This is a genomic window from Sphingopyxis sp. J-6, from assembly GCF_046603995.1.
Lineage (GTDB): Bacteria > Pseudomonadota > Alphaproteobacteria > Sphingomonadales > Sphingomonadaceae > Sphingopyxis.
In genome coordinates this window covers 3,720,305-3,735,546 of record NZ_CP145810.1, presented here as the reverse complement: position 1 = coordinate 3,735,546, position 15,242 = coordinate 3,720,305, and the positions used below count along the sequence as shown (strand labels likewise).

Sequence of the window (15,242 nt, the reverse complement as noted above, 5' to 3'; positions counted from 1 at the left end):
GACGGGGGATGACCGACATCAAGACCGCACCGCTCTATCGGACGATCTGGCGCTGGCATTTCTATGCCGGGCTGTTCGTCATCCCCTTCGTGCTTGTCCTGTCGCTGACCGGTGCGGCCTATTTGTTCAAGCCGCAGCTCGACCGGTGGCAGGAGCGCGGCTGGCGCGGGCTGCCGGCGGCCGAGCGCGTCGACGCCGACGCGCAGGTCGCGGCGGCGCTGACGGCGTTTCCGGGCGCGAGCTTCCATTATTACCGCCTTCCCGAAGCGTCGGACGACGCGGCGGTCGTCCATCTCGCCCTGCCGGATGGCGGTATGCGCGACGTCGCGGTGTCGCCGCGCGGGCGCGTTGTCGGCGCGGCCGATCCCGACGCGCGCATTTCGGCCTGGCTCGCGCGTATTCATTCGAGCCTGCTCATCGGACGTACCGGCGGGCTGCTCGTCGAACTCGCCGCGAGCTGGGCGATCGTGATGATCCTGACCGGCCTCTATCTCTGGTGGCCGCGCGGGCGCGGGGCGGCGGGGGTGGTCTGGCCGCGCCTGTCGCTCGGCGGCCGCGCGGCCTTGCGCGATCTGCACGCGGTGACCGGCTTCTGGGTGTCGGGTCTCGCGCTGGTCCTGCTCCTCACCGCCTTGCCGTGGACCGACGTCTGGGCGAGCGGCTTCCGGACCGTGCGCGCCGAAATGGGCTGGGTAGCGGGGGTGCAGGACTGGAAGGGCGGGGCCGCCGGCCATCATGCCGCGAACGATCATCGCGCGATGGCGATGGCGCCGTCCTCCGCCGCGCCGTTCGGCGTCCCGCTCGCCACCATCGTGCTGCGCGCGCGGGGCGAGGCGCTGCCGCCGCCGGTGATCGTCCAGCCGCCCGGCGCGCCGAACCTGTTCGGGCCGCCGAACGGCGATGTGTGGACGCTGACGACGCAGACGCAGAACCGGCCGCTGGTGCGCAAGGTCGGCTATGACCCCGCAACGGGCATCGAGGTGTCGCGATCGGGTTTCGCCGACAAGCATGTCATCGACCGTATCGTCGGCATCGGGATCGCCTGGCACGAGGGCGCGCTGTTCGGGATCGTCAGTCAGCTCATCGGCGTCGCGACGGCGCTCGCGCTGGTCACGCTCGCGATCTCAGGTTTCCTGCTCTGGCGGCGGCGCAAGCCGGAAGCGACGCTCGGCGCGCCGCCGTTGCCGCGCGATCCGGTCCGGCTGAAGGGCGTCGCGGCGATCATTCTGCTGCTGGCCGCGCTGTTGCCGCTGCTGGCGGCGTCGCTGATCCTGCTGTGGATCGTCGACCGGCTGGTGATACCCCGGCTGCCGCGACTCGCGCGCTGGCTCGGCGTTCGTGCCTTGGCGTGACCTATCCGGTCGTATATAGCGGTCCGATGACCCGTCTTCTCCGCCAGCTCTGTCTCGCTCTCGCCGCGCTGCTGCTCGCCCCCGCCGTATTGGCGGCCGAGCGCGGGCCGGTCGTGCTCGCTGCCGCCAGCCTGCAGGAATCGCTCACCGAAGCGGCCGATGCCTGGGCCGCGAAGGGGCACCCCAAACCCGTGCTGTCGTTCGCCGCCTCGTCGGCGCTGGCTCGGCAGGTGATCGCGGGGGCACCTGCCGACCTGTTCCTGTCAGCGGACGAGGAATGGATGGACGCGGTGGCGAAGGCGGGGCTGCTGCGCCGGGGGACGCGCACGACGCTGCTCGGCAACCGGCTGGTGCTCATCGCGCCCGCGGCGAGCAAGCTCCGCCTGACCCCCGCGCGCGGCTTTCCGCTGGCCCGCGCCCTCGGGGACGGCCGTCTCGCGCTGGCCGATCCCGATGCGGTCCCGGCGGGCAAATATGCGAAGGCTGCCCTGATCCATCTCGGTGTGTGGACCGGCGTCGCGGCGCGCGGCGCGCCCGCCGAGAATGTCCGTGCCGCCATGGCGCTCGTCGAACGCGGCGCCGCGCCGCTCGGCATCGTCTATGCGACCGATGCGAAGGCATCGCGCGCCGTGCGCGTCGTCGGCACCTTTCCGGCGGCGAGCCATCCGCCGATCCGCTACCCGGTCGCGATGCTGAAGGCATCCCGGCACAAAGATGCGGCCGGTTTCCGCGCCTTCCTGCTGTCGAAACAGGCGCGCGCTATCTTCGCCCGCCACGGATTTTCCACGCCCTGATGCTCTCCGCCGAAGAATGGGGCATCGTTGCGCTGTCGCTGAAGGTCGGCGGCGCGGCGGTGCTTGTCACGCTGCCGGTTGCCTTCGCGCTCGCCTGGGTGCTGGCGCGGAAACGCTTTCCGGGGCGCGTGCTGCTCGACGGGCTCGTCCATCTGCCGCTCGTGTTGCCGCCGGTGGTCACCGGCTGGCTGCTGCTCATCGCTTTCGGGCCGCTGGGCCCCGCGGGGCGCTGGCTCGAAAGCTGGTTCGGGGTCAGCCTGATGTTCCGCTGGACCGGCGCCGCGCTCGCGGCGGCGATCATGGCGCTGCCGCTGATGGTGCGCGCGATGCGGCTGTCGATCGAGGGCATCGACCGGCGACTGGAGGGAGCGGCGCGAACGCTCGGCGCCGGCCGCTGGCACGCCTTCAGGACGGTCAGCCTGCCGCTCGCGCTGCCCGGCGTGCTCGCCGCGCTCGTCCTCGGCTTCGCGCGCTCGATCGGCGAGTTCGGGGCGACGATCACCTTCGTCTCGAACATCCCGGGCGAAACGCGGACGCTGCCGCTCGCCATCTATTCGGCGCTGCAGGTGCCGGGGGCAGAGGCGATGGTGACGCGGCTGGCGCTGCTCTCGGTCGCGCTGTCGCTCGGCGCGCTGGTGCTTTCCGAATGGCTGGTGCGGCGGACGCACGCCGGAAGGCCGCCGCATGGCGATTGATATCGATATCGAACGGCGGCTCGGCGACCGGGTCATCGCGGCGCGCTTTACCGCCGGTCCGGGGCTGACCGCACTGTTCGGCGCGTCGGGGGTGGGCAAGACGAGCATTCTCAACATGGTCGCGGGGCTGCTGCGCCCCGACTGCGGGCATATCCGCGTCGGCGCGCGGACGCTGTTCGGCGACGGCGTCGACCTGCCGCCCGAAGCGCGGCGGATCGGTTATGTGTTCCAGGACGGCCGCCTGTTCCCGCATCGCCGGGTACGCGCCAATCTGCTGTACGGCCACGACCTTGCCGACCCCGCCGCGCGCTGGATGGGCCTCGACGAAGCGGTCGACTTCCTCGGCATCGGTCACCTGCTCGGGCGCTGGCCCGCAAGCCTGTCGGGCGGCGAGGCGCAGCGCGTCGCGATCGGCCGCGCGTTGCTCAGCGGCCCCGAATGCCTGCTGATGGACGAACCTTTGTCGTCGCTCGATGCGGCGCGGCGCGGCGAGATCATGGCAGTGATCGAACGGATTCGCGACGAGCTCAAGCTGCCGATCCTCTATGTCAGCCACGATCGGGCGGAGGTCGACCGGCTGGCGACCGGGGTCGTCGCGCTGGAGTGAGGCGGGCTGGAGAAGTTTCAATTGAAACCTTGTCATGCTATGTGCGGGGTCGATGAAAAGTCCTGATACGCACGTCCACGAGACGCCGCCGCCGGGTTCCGCGCCGGACTGGACCTGTCCGCAGAATTGGGACGGCTTTTCACCCGACGAACATGCGATGTGGGATCGCCTCTTCGCGCGCCAGTCGGATATGCTGCCGGGGCGCGCCTCCGACGCTTTCCTGCGCGGGATCGACGTCCTCCGGCTCGAAAAGCCCGGCATTCCCGATTATCGCGAACTCAATGCGCGGCTCACCGATGCGACGGGGTGGCAGGTCGTGGCGGTGCCGGGGCTGGTCCCCGACGAGGTCTTTTTCGACCATCTGGCGAACCGGCGCTTTCCCGCGGGCAATTTCATCCGCACCCCCGAACAGCTCGATTATCTCGAGGAGCCCGACGTCTTCCACGACGTGTTCGGGCATGTCCCGATGCTCGCCGACCCGGTGTTTGCCGACTATATGGTCGCCTATGGTCTCGGCGGGCTGCGCAGCCTGAAATTCGACGCGCTGAAGCAGCTCGCGCGCCTTTACTGGTATACGGTGGAATTCGGCCTGATCCGCGAAGCTGGCGGCCTGCGCATCTATGGCGCCGGCATCGTCTCCTCCTATGCCGAGAGCATCTTCGCGCTCGAGTCGGACAGCCCGAACCGCATCGGTTTCGACCTCGCGCGCGTCATTCGCACCGATTACCGGATCGACGATTTCCAGCAGAATTATTTCGTCATCGACAGCTTGGGCCAGTTGCTCGACACGACGGTCAACACCGACTTCGCGCCGCTCTATGTCGAAAACGCCGCGCTACCGCCGATCCCGATCGCCGACATCCTGCCCGGCGACGAGGTAATCACGCGCGGCACGCAGGATTATGCAACGGCGAAAGCTTAACCCGTCATTGCGAGGAGCGTAGCGACGAAGCAATCTCCAGCTATCGGCAAAGCTGAACGATGGCAGGAGATTGCTTCGCTGCGCTCGCAATGACTTTTAACTACCAGCTCCCGAAACTGGCATCCGACGGGCTCGCGCGGTGTCGCGCGCGTTCCTTGCGCCGCCAGCCGTAGCGCCGCCGCTTGACCAGCAACAGGCACGGCCATTCGGCGCTGCCGCCGCGCGCGGCGAGGCGAAAGCCCTGCGCGCGATAGGCGGCGAGCACCGGCTCCATCTGCCGCGCGATCAGCCCGGCGAGGATGGCGTGGCCGCCCGGCGCGGTCGCGGCGGCGATATCGGGCGCCAGCGTGATCAGCGGCCCGGCAAGGATGTTGGCGACGACGAGGTCGTAAGGCGCGCGGTGGTGGATCGCCGGATGGTCGGTTCCCGGCGCGACCGCGAGCGCGAGGCGTCCGCCGCCGCGGCCGAGCGGCACGCCGTTGATTGCGGCATTGTCGCGGGTGACGAGGATGCTCGCGGGGTCGATGTCCGATGCGATCGTTTTGGCGCGGGGCCACAGCGCCATCGCGGCAAAGGCGAGCAGGCCGGTCCCGGTACCGATGTCGGCGATGTTGCGCGGGCTGGCGCCGGCGCGCGCGAGCCGGTCGAGCATCGCGAGGCAGCCCGCGGTGGTGTCGTGCCCGCCGGTGCCGAACGCCTGGCTCGCGTCGATCAGGAATGAAATGGTGTCCGGCGGAACGCGATCGGCGTGGCTGCTCGTATGGACGAAGAAGCGGCCGGCCTGCACGGGCTCGAGCCCCTGCTGGCTCAGCGTCACCCAATCCTCCTCGGGCAGCTCGCTGACCGCGGGTTTGACGCCCTTCGCACTCGGCACGAACGACTGCAGCAATTTGAGCAGCGTCGCGCCCGGCTTGTCGTCCATATAGGCGTCGAGCTGCCACAGCCCCGCGTCCTCGTCGATCTCGCGCGTCACCACGACGGGGGCTTCAGGCAGCACATCGAGTTCGGGGATTTCGCCCGACAGCGCCTCGGCCTCGTCGCGAGTGCAGGGGAGGGAGACGAGCCAGCTCATGATCTAGCGCACATAGCTGGCGCCATTGGCGTCGAGCACCGCGCCGGTCATCGACGGCGGCGCGTCGAGCGCGCACCAGCGCGCCATTTCGCCGATCTCCCCAGGCGTCGCGACGCGGCCGAGCGGGATTTCGGCGAGCAGGTCCGCACCGCCTTCGCCCGCCAGATGCGCTTCGGCCATCCCGGTCAGCGTGAAACCGGGACAGACGGCAAAGGCAAGGATGCCGTCCTTGGCATAGCCGCGTGCGATCGTCTTGGTCATCGCGACCATGCCCGCCTTCGACGCCGCATAATGCCAATGCGCCGGGCTGTCGCCGCGATGCGCGGCGCGGCTCGCGATGTTGACGATGCGGCCCGCGGCGTTGCGCTGCTGCCAGTGCAGCACGGCGCGGCGGCAGAGCAGCGCGCTCGCGGTCAGGTTGATCTGCAGCGTCCGGTTCCAGTTCGCGAGCCAGTCGGCATCGCCGGCGTCCAGCGCATTGTCTTCGAACACCCCGGCATTGTTGACGAGCACGTCGATCCGCCCGTCCAGCCGGTCGAGGCTCTGCTGCCACACGCGTTCGGGAACGGCGGGATCGCCAAGGTCGCCGTCGGCGCTCGACAGCGCCACGATTTTCGTCGCGTCGCCGGCCAGCGCGTCGACGATTGCGGCGCCAATACCGCGGCTGGCGCCGGTAATCAGGATATGGGTCTGCATGGCTCCGCCATAGAGCCGTCCAAGGGGGCGCGCTAGCTTGGCGTTACGCCACCCTGCGGCTGAACTCGCTCGCCGCCTGTTCGAGCGACTGGAGCCGCGCGCCCATCTTGGCGAATTCGTTGCTGAGGACGCTGATCTCGCTCGCGACCATGCCCGAATCGTTGCGGATGCTGGCGATCGTCGACGACATGCTGTCGGCGGCGAGCGCGGTTTCGTCGACGGCGGCGGTGATCGAGGTGACCGTCTGCGCCTGCGCGTCCATCGCGTGCTGGATGCGCCGCGCCGATTGCTGGACTTCGACGATCGTTGCCTGGATCGACTGGTTGGCGCTGACCGACCCGCGCGTCGCCTGCTGGATCGCGGTGATCTTGCCCGCAATATCGTCGGTCGCGCGCGCCGTTTCATTGGCGAGGCTTTTGACCTCCTGCGCGACGACGGCAAAGCCGCGGCCCGATTCGCCGGCGCGCGCCGCTTCGATCGTCGCGTTGAGTGCCAGCAGGTTGGTCTGGCCCGCGATCTCGCGGATCAGGCCGAGGATCGATTCGATCGACTGCGCATGGTGCGACAGCGTTTCGGACATCGCCACCGCTTCGCCGGCCTGTTCGGAGGCGCGCGTCGCGACGCTCGCCGATGCTTCGACCTCGCTCCGCGCATCCTCGATCGCGCGGATCAGCCCCGCCGCAGTCGATGCGGCTTCGCGCATCGCCATCGCCGATTGTTCGGACGCCGCGGCGACTTCGCTGGTCTTGGCGATCATATCCTTTGCGGCGTGGTCGGCCGATGCCGCCTGTTTGGCGAGCTGCTGACGCACCCCGTCGGTGTCCTGAACCAGCGAGGCGATCGAACGGTCGAAATCGCCCGCGAGCGACTGGCGCTCGGCCGATATGACGGCGCGGTCGAGCTTCTTCGCATAGCGCTGCATCACGTCATATTCGAGCAGGCCGAGGCGGTTGATCGCGCTGGTCAGCCGGACGATGCGTTCGGCATCGCCGCCGCACGCGGCCACGACATATTCGATCGTCAGGCGCTGGCTTTCGGCCATGCACGACAGCACCGATGCAAGCGGCAGCTTGACGCGGCGCGCCATATGCGTGTTCTGGCAAGCGATCGTCGCCACTTCCTGCCCGGCGGCGTCGCGATATTTCGCCTCGGTGTGGCGGGTGCTGCCCTTGATATAGGAGTGGAGAAGCTCGCCCTCGACCTTGCGCTCGATACTCGGCAGGGTGTTGAAGCTGTGCCAATAGGCGCGCGCGATGCTTTCTTCGCGCCCGGCGATGATACTGTGGATTTCCAGGGCATCGGCGGCGAGGCTTCCGTCGAGATCGTAGAAGGGGAAGCGTTCGACCATCAAAACGGGGTCGATCTGTTGCTTATGAATCGGATTTTCCTTCACCATATCCCGTGCCCTCGTCGATCGCGCGCGGAGGCGCGGATCTGCCGCCCGCATTGGTCCGCGAAACTCGTAACCGGGATATGCTGCGGGCCGGGTAAATTCGCCGTTAACCAACCGCGCTATTTTTCGCTTTATCGCCCGTCGGCGGCGCGGACCGGATAGCCTTCGAACGCCTTGATCGTGCGCAGGGTGAAAGCGCTGTGCATCGCGGCGACGCCGGGCAGGCGCGACAGGCAGTGGCGGTGTAGCCGGTCGAAGTCGGCGACGTTGCGCGCCGCGACGCGCAGCCGGTAATCCGACGCGCCCGACATGAGCTGGCATTCGAGGATCTCGTCATAGCTCTTGACCGCGCTTTCGAACGCGTTGAGCGCCTCCTCGCTCTGCGACGTCAGGCTGATGTCGACGAACACGTCGAGGCCGAGCCCGATGCGGTCCGGCGCCAGCCGCGCGGTGTAACCGGTGATGATCCCCGCGGTTTCGAGCGCGCGGATGCGCCGATGGCATGCCGACGCCGACAGGCCGACCGCCTCGCCGAGTTCGGCGGCGGGGCGCGGGCCGTGCCGTTGCAGCAAGCTGAGGAGCTTTATGTCGATTCGATCAATCATTGTGCGTCCAATGCCGATTACGCGCAAAAATCGCGCGTCCTTGTCGCGAAACGAACGACGATATGCAAGCACCTCGCACCATGGTTCTGCTATATCGCGTCCATAAGGTCGCCGGCATCGCGGCAGTGCGCGAGCGGCGGCTTGGCAATGGAGAGCGAAGCATGATCATCGGCACCCCCAAGGAAATCAAGAACCACGAATATCGCGTCGGCCTGACCCCCGAAAGCGCGCGCGAACTCGTCGTCCACGGCCACCGCGTGCTGGTCCAGACCGGCGCCGGCGCAGGCATCGGCGCGCACGACCGCTATTATGTCGAAGCGGGCGCCGAGATCGTCCAGACCGCCGAGGAAATCTTCGCCACTTGCGAAATGGTCGTGAAGGTCAAGGAACCGCAGGCGGTCGAGCGCGCGATGCTCCGCGAAGGGCAGATCCTCTACACCTATCTCCACCTCGCGCCCGATCCCGAGCAGACGCGCGACCTGATGAAGTCGGGTGCGGTGTGCATCGCCTATGAAACCGTCACCAGCCCGCACGGCGGCCTGCCGCTCCTGAAGCCGATGAGCCAGGTCGCGGGCCGGATGTCGATCCAGGCCGGCGCGACCGCGCTCGAAAAGGCGCATGGCGGCCGCGGCGTGCTGCTCGGCGGCGTCCCCGGCGTCGCGCCGGGCAAGGTCTGCGTGATCGGCGGCGGCGTCGTCGGCTTCAACGCGGCGCAGATGGCGGCCGGCCTCGGCGCCGACGTCACCATCCTCGACCGCGATCCCGAAGTGCTCGAACGCGTCGGCACCTTCTTCGAATCGCGCGCCAAGACGCGCTTTTCGAACCGCGCCAACCTGGCCGAATGCGTTGCCGAAGCCGACCTCGTCATCGGCGCGGTGCTGATCCCCGGCGCCGAGGCGCCGAAGCTGGTCAGCCGCGACATGCTCGGCACGATGCAGGCCGGGTCGGTGCTCGTCGACGTCGCGATCGACCAGGGCGGCTGCTTCGAGACCAGTCATGCGACGACGCACGCCGAGCCAACCTATGTCGTCGACGGCATCGTCCATTATGCGGTCGCCAACATGCCGGGCGGCGTCGCGCGCACCAGCACCTATGCGCTCAACAACGTCACCCTGCCGCACGCACTGCGCATCGCCGACCTCGGCTGGAAAGAGGCTTTGAAGCGCGACATGCATCTTGCGCAGGGTTTGAACGTTTGGAATGGTAAGGTGACGTTCGAAGCCGTAGCGGAAGCGATCGGAACCGATTATGTGCCTGTTGATCAGGCACTCGCCTGACAACAAGGACAGAAGACCCGATGACCGACCAGGTGCCGCCTCCCCCGCAGGATGAGGAAGAAGAGAATGAAGTGATCCGCGCCGCGCGCGAGCGTCAGCAGCAGCGCGAGGCAGCCGAAGCCACCGAAGCGGCCGACGAGGACGCCGCGAAGGGCAAGCGCGGCTGGAAAACCGCGGCGGCGGCGGGTCTCGGCATCGGGTCGGCAGCGGTGATCGCCGCGCTGCTTTACGCGAACCGCGGCAAGATCAAGTGACCCCTTTCCCCGCGAGCTGACAGCGCGTGGCTTGGAAATGCGTCATCTCCCCTGAAGGCGGGATTCCAAGGGCGGCCCTGTGCCGCCCTTTTTTCTGCGCGACGCATTGGCAGCTTCCATCCGCAAGCCGTTGTGGGACATGATCGTCGCGCGATCGTCTTCGTCTTCGCCCCAATCTCGTCAAGATGGACTTAAGGCAATTGCATATCGTGACAGGAGGGCTTACCGGCACCGCATCGACCGTTTAGAGTCAGGACAGGGCTGATATGGCTGGCAACGAACCGAGTGCGCGTCCGCGCGCCCCGCACCTGCAGGTGTATAAATGGGGGCCCGCGATGGCCACCTCGATCCTCCACCGCGTCAGCGGCGACGGTCTTGCGATCGTCGGCGCGTGCATGTTCCTCTGGTGGCTTGGCGCACTTGCCGCCGGTCCCGACGCCTATGCCGCCTTCGTCGCCTGCGTCTGGCACGACCCCAGCCCCGAAGCCGGCGCCTTCCATCAGGTGACCAATATTCTCGGCAAGGTCGTGCTGATCGGGCTGACCTGGGCCTTTTTCCAGCATCTTTTCTCGGGCCTCCGCCACCTCGTCCTCGACACCGGCGCGGGGTACGAGCTCAAGACCAACAAGCTGTGGTCGACCGTCGTCATCCTCGGCGCGCTGCTCGCGACCGCGGTGACCTGGCTCTATATCTTCAAGGAGGCGCTCAATGGGTAACGGAACGCGCCTCGGCCGGGTACGCGGGCTTGGATCGTCGCACCATGGCTCGCACCATTGGCTGCAGCAGCGCCTGACCGCGCTCGGCAACATCCTGCTCGTCGGCTTTCTCTTCGTCTCTTTCCTGCGCCTGCCGATGACCGACCACGGCGCGGTCGTGCGCTGGGCGTCGAACCCGACGGTCGCGCTGGCGCTGATCCTGATGGTGGTCAGCGTCTTCTGGCACCTTCGCCTCGGCCTGCAGGTGCTGATCGAGGATTATGTCCACGGCGACGGGACGCGCCTGCTCGCGCTCGTCCTGCTCAATTTCTACGCGATCGGCGGGGCCGCCTATGGCATCTTCGCGATCGTCCGCATCGTGCTTGCGCCCGCCGCCGGGCTCGCTCCGGGGGGAATGTAAGATGACCGAAGCGTACAAGATCATCGACCATGTGTACGACACCGTCGTCGTCGGCGCCGGCGGATCGGGCCTGCGCGCGACGATGGGCAGCGCCGAGGCCGGCCTCAAGACCGCCTGCATCACCAAGGTGTTCCCGACGCGCAGCCACACGGTCGCGGCGCAGGGCGGCATCGCCGCCTCGCTCGGCAACAACTCGCCCGACCACTGGCAGTGGCATATGTACGACACCGTCAAGGGGTCCGACTGGCTCGGCGACCAGGACGCGATCGAATATATGGTCCGCGAGGCACCGGCCGCGGTTTACGAACTCGAACATGCCGGCGTGCCCTTCAGCCGCAATCAGGACGGCACGATCTACCAGCGTCCGTTCGGCGGCCATATGCAGAATATGGGTGAGGGCCCGCCGGTGCAGCGCACCTGCGCCGCGGCGGACCGCACCGGTCACGCGATGCTCCACGCGCTCTATCAGCAGAGCCTGAAGTATGACGCCGACTTCTTCATCGAATATTTCGCGCTTGACCTGATCATGGAAGACGGCGCGTGCCGCGGCGTGATCGCGCTGTGCATGGAGGATGGCAGCATCCACCGCTTCCGTTCGCAGGCCGTCGTGCTCGCGACGGGCGGCTACGGCCGCTGCTATTTCACCGCGACCTCGGCGCACACCTGCACCGGAGACGGCGGCGGCATGGTGCTGCGCGCCGGCCTGCCGCTGCAGGACATGGAATTCGTCCAGTTCCACCCGACCGGCATTTATGGCGCGGGTGTGCTGATCACCGAAGGCGCGCGCGGCGAGGGCGGTTACCTGACCAATAGCGAAGGCGAGCGTTTCATGGAACGCTATGCCCCCTCTGCGAAGGACCTCGCATCGCGCGACGTCGTGTCGCGCTCGATGGCGCTCGAAATCCGCGAAGGCCGCGGCGTCGGGCCGCACAACGACCATATCTATCTGCACCTCGACCATATCGATCCCGCGGTGCTCGCCGAGCGCCTGCCGGGGATCACCGAGAGCGGCAAGATTTTCGCGGGCGTCGACCTGACGCGGCAGCCGCTGCCGGTCGTGCCGACGGTCCATTACAATATGGGCGGCATCCCCTGTAACTATCACGGCGAAGTCGTGACGCTGGGCAAGGACGGCCCCGACACCGTCGTCCCCGGCCTGTTCGCGGTCGGCGAAGCGGCGTGCGTGTCGGTCCATGGCGCCAACCGCCTCGGCTCGAACAGCCTGATCGACCTCGTCGTCTTCGGCCGCGCCACCGGGCATCGCCTCAAGGAACTGATCAAGCCCGGCGCGGCGCAGGCCGCACTGCCCAAGGACAGCGCCGATCTGGCGCTCGGCCGCCTCGATCATTTCCGTAACGCGAGCGGTGGTTCGCCGACGGCGGAAATCCGGACCGAGATGCAGCGCGCGATGTCGCAGCATGCCGCGGTGTTCCGCACCGACGAGCTGATGGCCGAAGGCAAGGAAAAGCTCGCCAAGACCTACGAGCGGATGAACGACGTTCACGTCACCGACCGCAGCCTGATCTGGAACACCGATCTGATCGAGACGCTCGAGCTCGACAATCTGATCGCGCAGGCGACGGTGACGATGCATTCGGCGTATAATCGCAAGGAAAGCCGCGGCGCCCATGCGCACGAGGATTTCCCGAACCGCGACGATCCGAACTGGATGAAGCACACGATCAGCTGGTTCGACGGCTGGGGCGGCAAGGGCGGCGGCGTGAAGCTCGATTACCGCCCGGTCCACGAATATACGCTGTCGGACGACGTCGAATATATCAAGCCGAAGGCGCGCGTTTACTAAGGCGCCGCAGGGCGGTCGATCTTGGTCGATCCTTGTCGGGCTCCGGCGAAAGCCGGGGCCCGATCGCGTTTCGCGCCGGACGCCGCCAAATATGACCGAACATCTATAACGAAAATTTACCTTCCGCTGCTACTCCGGCGGACGGGACCATCGTCACCGCCCGGAGTGGGATGCCGGGGGGCAGCATTTGGGTCGCCCATGCCAGATCCTGGGGCCGAGACCGATTTGCCGGCCGCCGCCGACCAACGCCAGCCGCGCCAGTCGCGTCTGGTCAAGGCGGAGCTTGGCTGTGCGCGGCTTGGCCGGTTCGACGTCACGATCCGCAATGTATCGCACACCGGCATCGGCGGGCAGGGCCCGCATATGCTGCAGATCGGCGAGCGAATGACGATATTCCTGCCCGGCCACGACCCGATGCCGGGAACGGTCCGCTGGGTCCAGGACCGGCGGTTCGGCATCGAGACCGACCGGGCGATCGACACCGCACGCCTGCGCGGTGCGCAGGGGGACGGTTTGACGACCGCCGACAGCAAGGCGGAATTCCAGATCGTCCCCGCGCCCAAGCTGACGTCGCGCCGGCCGGGGCTCACGCTCGGCGTCTCTCCCCGGAATGATAGCTGGAAACGGCACTGAACGGCCGCATGCGCTGCCGCCGGACAAAGGAAAACCGGCGCGGATCGCTCCGCGCCGGTTCCCCCGGTTGTTCGGTTAGATGGCGTCAGGCCACGCGGCGGACTTCGTTGCCGTCGTCGTCGATGTCGCGCAGCACATAGCCGCGGCCCCAGACCGTCTCGATATAATTTTCGCCGCCGCAGGCCAGCGCCAGCTTCTTGCGCAGCTTGCAGATGAAGACGTCGATGATCTTCAGCTCGGGCTCGTCCATCCCGCCATAGAGGTGGTTCAGGAACATTTCCTTGGTGAGCGTCGTGCCCTTGCGCAGCGAGAGCAGCTCGAGCATCTGATATTCCTTGCCGGTCAGATGCACGCGGGTGCTGTCGACCTCGACCGTCTTGGTGTCGAGATTGACCGCGAGCTTGCCGGTCTTGATCACGCTCTGGCTGTGGCCCTTCGAACGGCGGACGACCGCATGGATGCGGGCCACCAGTTCGTCGCGGTGGAAGGGCTTGGTGACATAATCGTCGGCACCGAAGCCGAACGAACGCACCTTCGAATCCATTTCCGAAATGCCCGACAGGATCAGCACCGGCGTCTGCACCTTCGCGGTACGCAGCTTCTTCAGCACGTCATAGCCGTGCATGTCGGGCAGGTTCAGGTCGAGCAGGATGATGTCGTAATCATAGAGCTTACCCAGGTCCAGGCCTTCCTCACCGAGATCGGTGGTATAGACGTTGAAGCCTTCGGTGGTGAGCATCGTGTCGATCGCTTTCGCGGTCGTCGGCTCGTCCTCGATCAGCAGTACGCGCATTGGGCACCCCTTAACCTCTATCCCGATTGGGACTGTTTCCCACGATGATCCCGCGATCCATCCGCGCGACCCTGTGGAAATGCGCCGACCGACCCCTGTTGCAGGACTGCCGGAACATTAACCATGAAACTAATGAAGGGAAAAGGTTAATTTTGATTTAACCCGCAGAACTCCACGAGTCGCGGCCAATTTGCCACACCCGGTTAGCTGTTTTCGATGCCATGATGCTGCTTTACGAAGCGCTCGTGCGCCCCCGTGCAACTGATCTTGAGCACATCGACCAGATGGTCCGACAGCGCGCGCACGCGGGCGGGGCGGAGCCGCGACGGCGGCGACAGCAGGTGCAGGTGCGACTGCGGCAACGACCAGTCGGCAAGGATCGGGACGACCGCGCCCGACGCCAGTTCGTCGGCCGCGATGAAATCGGGGAGCACTGCGATGCCGCCGCCGGCCACGATTAGCGGCACCATGATGTCGCCGTTGTTCGCGAACAACGGTCCGGTCGGCAGCACCGTCGCCTCTTCGCCCGCGCGCTGGAAATGGAGCGGCAGCGCACGCTGGCGATGCCCGTAACCGATCAGCCGGTGTCCCGACAGTTCGAGCGGATGCTTCGGTGTGCCATGCTTCTCCAGATAGGCGGGGCTGGCGATCACCGAGGCGGCGACCGGCGCAATCGTCCGCGCGAGCAGGCTCGAATCGGCGAGCGGCGCGATCCGCAAGGTAAGGTCGATACCCTCGGCGACCGGATCGTGCCGCGCGTCGCTCAGCAATACCTCGATCTCGACCGCCGGATGCCTGTCCAGAAAGGCGGCGAGCGGCGGGCCGAGCACCTTGATCCCGAAGCTCATCGGCGCCGCGAGCCGGATCGGCCCCGCGAGATCGACCCGGTCGCCGCGCGCCGCTTCGGTCGCCGCGGTTGCCGCGGCGACCATGGCCCGCGCTTCGGCGAGCAGGCCCTCGCCGGCGGTCGATACCGCCACGACGCGCGAGCTGCGGTGGAGGAGGGTGATGCCGAGCGAGGCTTCGAGCCGCGTCACCGCTTTCGACACGCTCGCCTTCGAGAGGCCGAGCGCGGTTGCGGCGGCGGTGAAGCTGCCGCCGTCGGCGACAGCGACGAAACAGGCCCAGCCTTCATAATCGGGAAGCGACATTGATTATCTCGTAAATGGAAACGATGGTTTTCCATCTACGCTATTTTCGAAACGATACATATCCCTATCTTGGCCTCA

Annotated in this window: 17 protein-coding genes; 11 read left to right on the top strand and 6 right to left on the bottom strand. The window is 67.1% G+C overall.

What is annotated here, in order from left to right; translation table 11 throughout:
- Positions 1 to 8: 8 nt before the first annotated feature.
- From V6U71_RS17860 to phhA, 5 genes are read left to right on the top strand one after another with little or no spacing between them, the layout of a single operon-like run.
- Entirely contained in the window at positions 9 to 1,352 is a 1,344-nt protein-coding gene (locus V6U71_RS17860; protein WP_411339697.1) for a PepSY-associated TM helix domain-containing protein, read from the top strand.
- 26 nt (positions 1,353 to 1,378) lie between these two features.
- Entirely contained in the window at positions 1,379 to 2,146 is a 768-nt protein-coding gene (modA, locus tag V6U71_RS17855; RefSeq protein ID WP_411339696.1) for a molybdate ABC transporter substrate-binding protein, read from the top strand.
- The gene (modB, locus tag V6U71_RS17850; protein WP_411339695.1) at positions 2,146 to 2,841 is read left to right on the top strand and encodes a molybdate ABC transporter permease subunit; all 696 of its coding nucleotides are present in this window, start codon (positions 2,146 to 2,148) and stop codon (positions 2,839 to 2,841) included. Before modA ends, modB begins: the two co-directional genes overlap by 1 nt.
- On the top strand, positions 2,831 to 3,448 hold the full coding sequence (locus V6U71_RS17845) for an ATP-binding cassette domain-containing protein (RefSeq protein WP_411339694.1): 618 nt from the start codon (positions 2,831 to 2,833) through the stop codon (positions 3,446 to 3,448). The genes modB and V6U71_RS17845 overlap by 11 nt, the downstream gene beginning before the upstream one ends.
- Before the next feature lie 52 nt (positions 3,449 to 3,500).
- Complete coding sequence (gene phhA, locus V6U71_RS17840) at positions 3,501 to 4,370, top strand: phenylalanine 4-monooxygenase (RefSeq protein WP_411339693.1); 870 nt, start codon at positions 3,501 to 3,503, stop codon at positions 4,368 to 4,370.
- A 100-nt stretch (positions 4,371 to 4,470) separates the two neighbouring features.
- On the opposite strand, the gene V6U71_RS17835 is transcribed toward phhA, so the two are convergent.
- From V6U71_RS17835 to V6U71_RS17820, 4 genes are all read right to left on the bottom strand, one after another.
- Positions 4,471 to 5,442 (bottom strand): 50S ribosomal protein L11 methyltransferase, encoded by a 972-nt coding sequence (locus V6U71_RS17835; RefSeq protein WP_411339692.1) that lies wholly within the window; start codon positions 5,440 to 5,442, stop codon positions 4,471 to 4,473.
- Positions 5,443 to 5,445: 3 nt separating this feature from the next.
- Positions 5,446 to 6,138: an SDR family NAD(P)-dependent oxidoreductase gene (locus V6U71_RS17830; protein WP_411339691.1), complete on the bottom strand. Its 693-nt coding sequence runs from the start codon at positions 6,136 to 6,138 to the stop codon at positions 5,446 to 5,448.
- A gap of 43 nt (positions 6,139 to 6,181) precedes the next feature.
- Positions 6,182 to 7,534 (bottom strand): methyl-accepting chemotaxis protein, encoded by a 1,353-nt coding sequence (locus V6U71_RS17825; protein ID WP_411339690.1) that lies wholly within the window; start codon positions 7,532 to 7,534, stop codon positions 6,182 to 6,184.
- 128 nt (positions 7,535 to 7,662) lie between these two features.
- The gene (locus tag V6U71_RS17820) at positions 7,663 to 8,136 is read right to left on the bottom strand and encodes an Lrp/AsnC family transcriptional regulator (RefSeq protein ID WP_411339689.1); all 474 of its coding nucleotides are present in this window, start codon (positions 8,134 to 8,136) and stop codon (positions 7,663 to 7,665) included.
- A gap of 161 nt (positions 8,137 to 8,297) precedes the next feature.
- On the opposite strand from V6U71_RS17820, the gene ald reads away from it, so the two are divergent.
- The 6 genes from ald to V6U71_RS17790 all read left to right on the top strand — a co-directional run bounded on the left by ald (position 8,298) and on the right by V6U71_RS17790 (position 13,220).
- Complete coding sequence (gene ald, locus V6U71_RS17815) at positions 8,298 to 9,413, top strand: alanine dehydrogenase (RefSeq protein ID WP_411339688.1); 1,116 nt, start codon at positions 8,298 to 8,300, stop codon at positions 9,411 to 9,413.
- Between the two features lie 20 nt (positions 9,414 to 9,433).
- Complete coding sequence (locus V6U71_RS17810) at positions 9,434 to 9,667, top strand: hypothetical protein (protein WP_411339687.1); 234 nt, start codon at positions 9,434 to 9,436, stop codon at positions 9,665 to 9,667.
- A gap of 266 nt (positions 9,668 to 9,933) precedes the next feature.
- Complete coding sequence (gene sdhC / locus V6U71_RS17805) at positions 9,934 to 10,383, top strand: succinate dehydrogenase, cytochrome b556 subunit (protein ID WP_411339686.1); 450 nt, start codon at positions 9,934 to 9,936, stop codon at positions 10,381 to 10,383.
- Positions 10,376 to 10,783 carry a succinate dehydrogenase, hydrophobic membrane anchor protein gene (sdhD, locus tag V6U71_RS17800; protein ID WP_054589168.1) on the top strand — a complete coding sequence of 136 codons (408 nt, stop codon included), beginning with the start codon at positions 10,376 to 10,378 and terminating at the stop codon, positions 10,781 to 10,783. The genes sdhC and sdhD overlap by 8 nt, the downstream gene beginning before the upstream one ends.
- 1 nt (position 10,784) lies before the next feature.
- On the top strand, positions 10,785 to 12,587 hold the full coding sequence (gene sdhA / locus V6U71_RS17795) for a succinate dehydrogenase flavoprotein subunit (protein WP_411339685.1): 1,803 nt from the start codon (positions 10,785 to 10,787) through the stop codon (positions 12,585 to 12,587).
- A 198-nt stretch (positions 12,588 to 12,785) separates the two neighbouring features.
- Positions 12,786 to 13,220 (top strand): PilZ domain-containing protein, encoded by a 435-nt coding sequence (locus V6U71_RS17790; RefSeq protein WP_411339684.1) that lies wholly within the window; start codon positions 12,786 to 12,788, stop codon positions 13,218 to 13,220.
- A gap of 85 nt (positions 13,221 to 13,305) precedes the next feature.
- Here V6U71_RS17790 and ctrA read toward each other — a convergent pair whose 3' ends face one another.
- Both ctrA and V6U71_RS17780 read right to left on the bottom strand, forming a co-directional pair.
- A complete protein-coding gene (gene ctrA, locus V6U71_RS17785; RefSeq protein WP_054589165.1) occupies positions 13,306 to 14,013 on the bottom strand; it encodes a response regulator transcription factor CtrA in 708 nt (235 codons plus the stop codon).
- Positions 14,014 to 14,216: 203 nt separating this feature from the next.
- Positions 14,217 to 15,164 carry a LysR family transcriptional regulator gene (locus V6U71_RS17780; RefSeq protein ID WP_411339683.1) on the bottom strand — a complete coding sequence of 316 codons (948 nt, stop codon included), beginning with the start codon at positions 15,162 to 15,164 and terminating at the stop codon, positions 14,217 to 14,219.
- Positions 15,165 to 15,242 lie beyond the last annotated feature (78 nt).

Excerpts from the sequence above, each read along its gene's own strand:
- sdhD (WP_054589168.1), top strand. The coding sequence starts at position 10,376 with ATGGGTAACGGAACGCGCCTCGGCCGGGTACGCGGGCTTGGATCGTCG.
- V6U71_RS17825 (WP_411339690.1), bottom strand. The coding sequence starts at position 7,534 with ATGGTGAAGGAAAATCCGATTCATAAGCAACAGATCGACCCCGTTTTG.
- sdhA (WP_411339685.1), top strand. The coding sequence starts at position 10,785 with ATGACCGAAGCGTACAAGATCATCGACCATGTGTACGACACCGTCGTC.
- ald (WP_411339688.1), top strand. The coding sequence starts at position 8,298 with ATGATCATCGGCACCCCCAAGGAAATCAAGAACCACGAATATCGCGTC.
- V6U71_RS17820 (WP_411339689.1), bottom strand. The coding sequence starts at position 8,136 with ATGATTGATCGAATCGACATAAAGCTCCTCAGCTTGCTGCAACGGCAC.
- ctrA (WP_054589165.1), bottom strand. The coding sequence starts at position 14,013 with ATGCGCGTACTGCTGATCGAGGACGAGCCGACGACCGCGAAAGCGATC.
- sdhC (WP_411339686.1), top strand. The coding sequence starts at position 9,934 with ATGGCTGGCAACGAACCGAGTGCGCGTCCGCGCGCCCCGCACCTGCAG.
- V6U71_RS17860 (WP_411339697.1), top strand. The coding sequence starts at position 9 with ATGACCGACATCAAGACCGCACCGCTCTATCGGACGATCTGGCGCTGG.
- phhA (WP_411339693.1), top strand. The coding sequence starts at position 3,501 with ATGAAAAGTCCTGATACGCACGTCCACGAGACGCCGCCGCCGGGTTCC.
- V6U71_RS17845 (WP_411339694.1), top strand. The coding sequence starts at position 2,831 with ATGGCGATTGATATCGATATCGAACGGCGGCTCGGCGACCGGGTCATC.
- V6U71_RS17830 (WP_411339691.1), bottom strand. The coding sequence starts at position 6,138 with ATGCAGACCCATATCCTGATTACCGGCGCCAGCCGCGGTATTGGCGCC.
- V6U71_RS17790 (WP_411339684.1), top strand. The coding sequence starts at position 12,786 with ATGCCAGATCCTGGGGCCGAGACCGATTTGCCGGCCGCCGCCGACCAA.
- V6U71_RS17810 (WP_411339687.1), top strand. The coding sequence starts at position 9,434 with ATGACCGACCAGGTGCCGCCTCCCCCGCAGGATGAGGAAGAAGAGAAT.
- modB (WP_411339695.1), top strand. The coding sequence starts at position 2,146 with ATGCTCTCCGCCGAAGAATGGGGCATCGTTGCGCTGTCGCTGAAGGTC.
- modA (WP_411339696.1), top strand. The coding sequence starts at position 1,379 with ATGACCCGTCTTCTCCGCCAGCTCTGTCTCGCTCTCGCCGCGCTGCTG.
- V6U71_RS17835 (WP_411339692.1), bottom strand. The coding sequence starts at position 5,442 with ATGAGCTGGCTCGTCTCCCTCCCCTGCACTCGCGACGAGGCCGAGGCG.
- V6U71_RS17780 (WP_411339683.1), bottom strand. The coding sequence starts at position 15,164 with ATGTCGCTTCCCGATTATGAAGGCTGGGCCTGTTTCGTCGCTGTCGCC.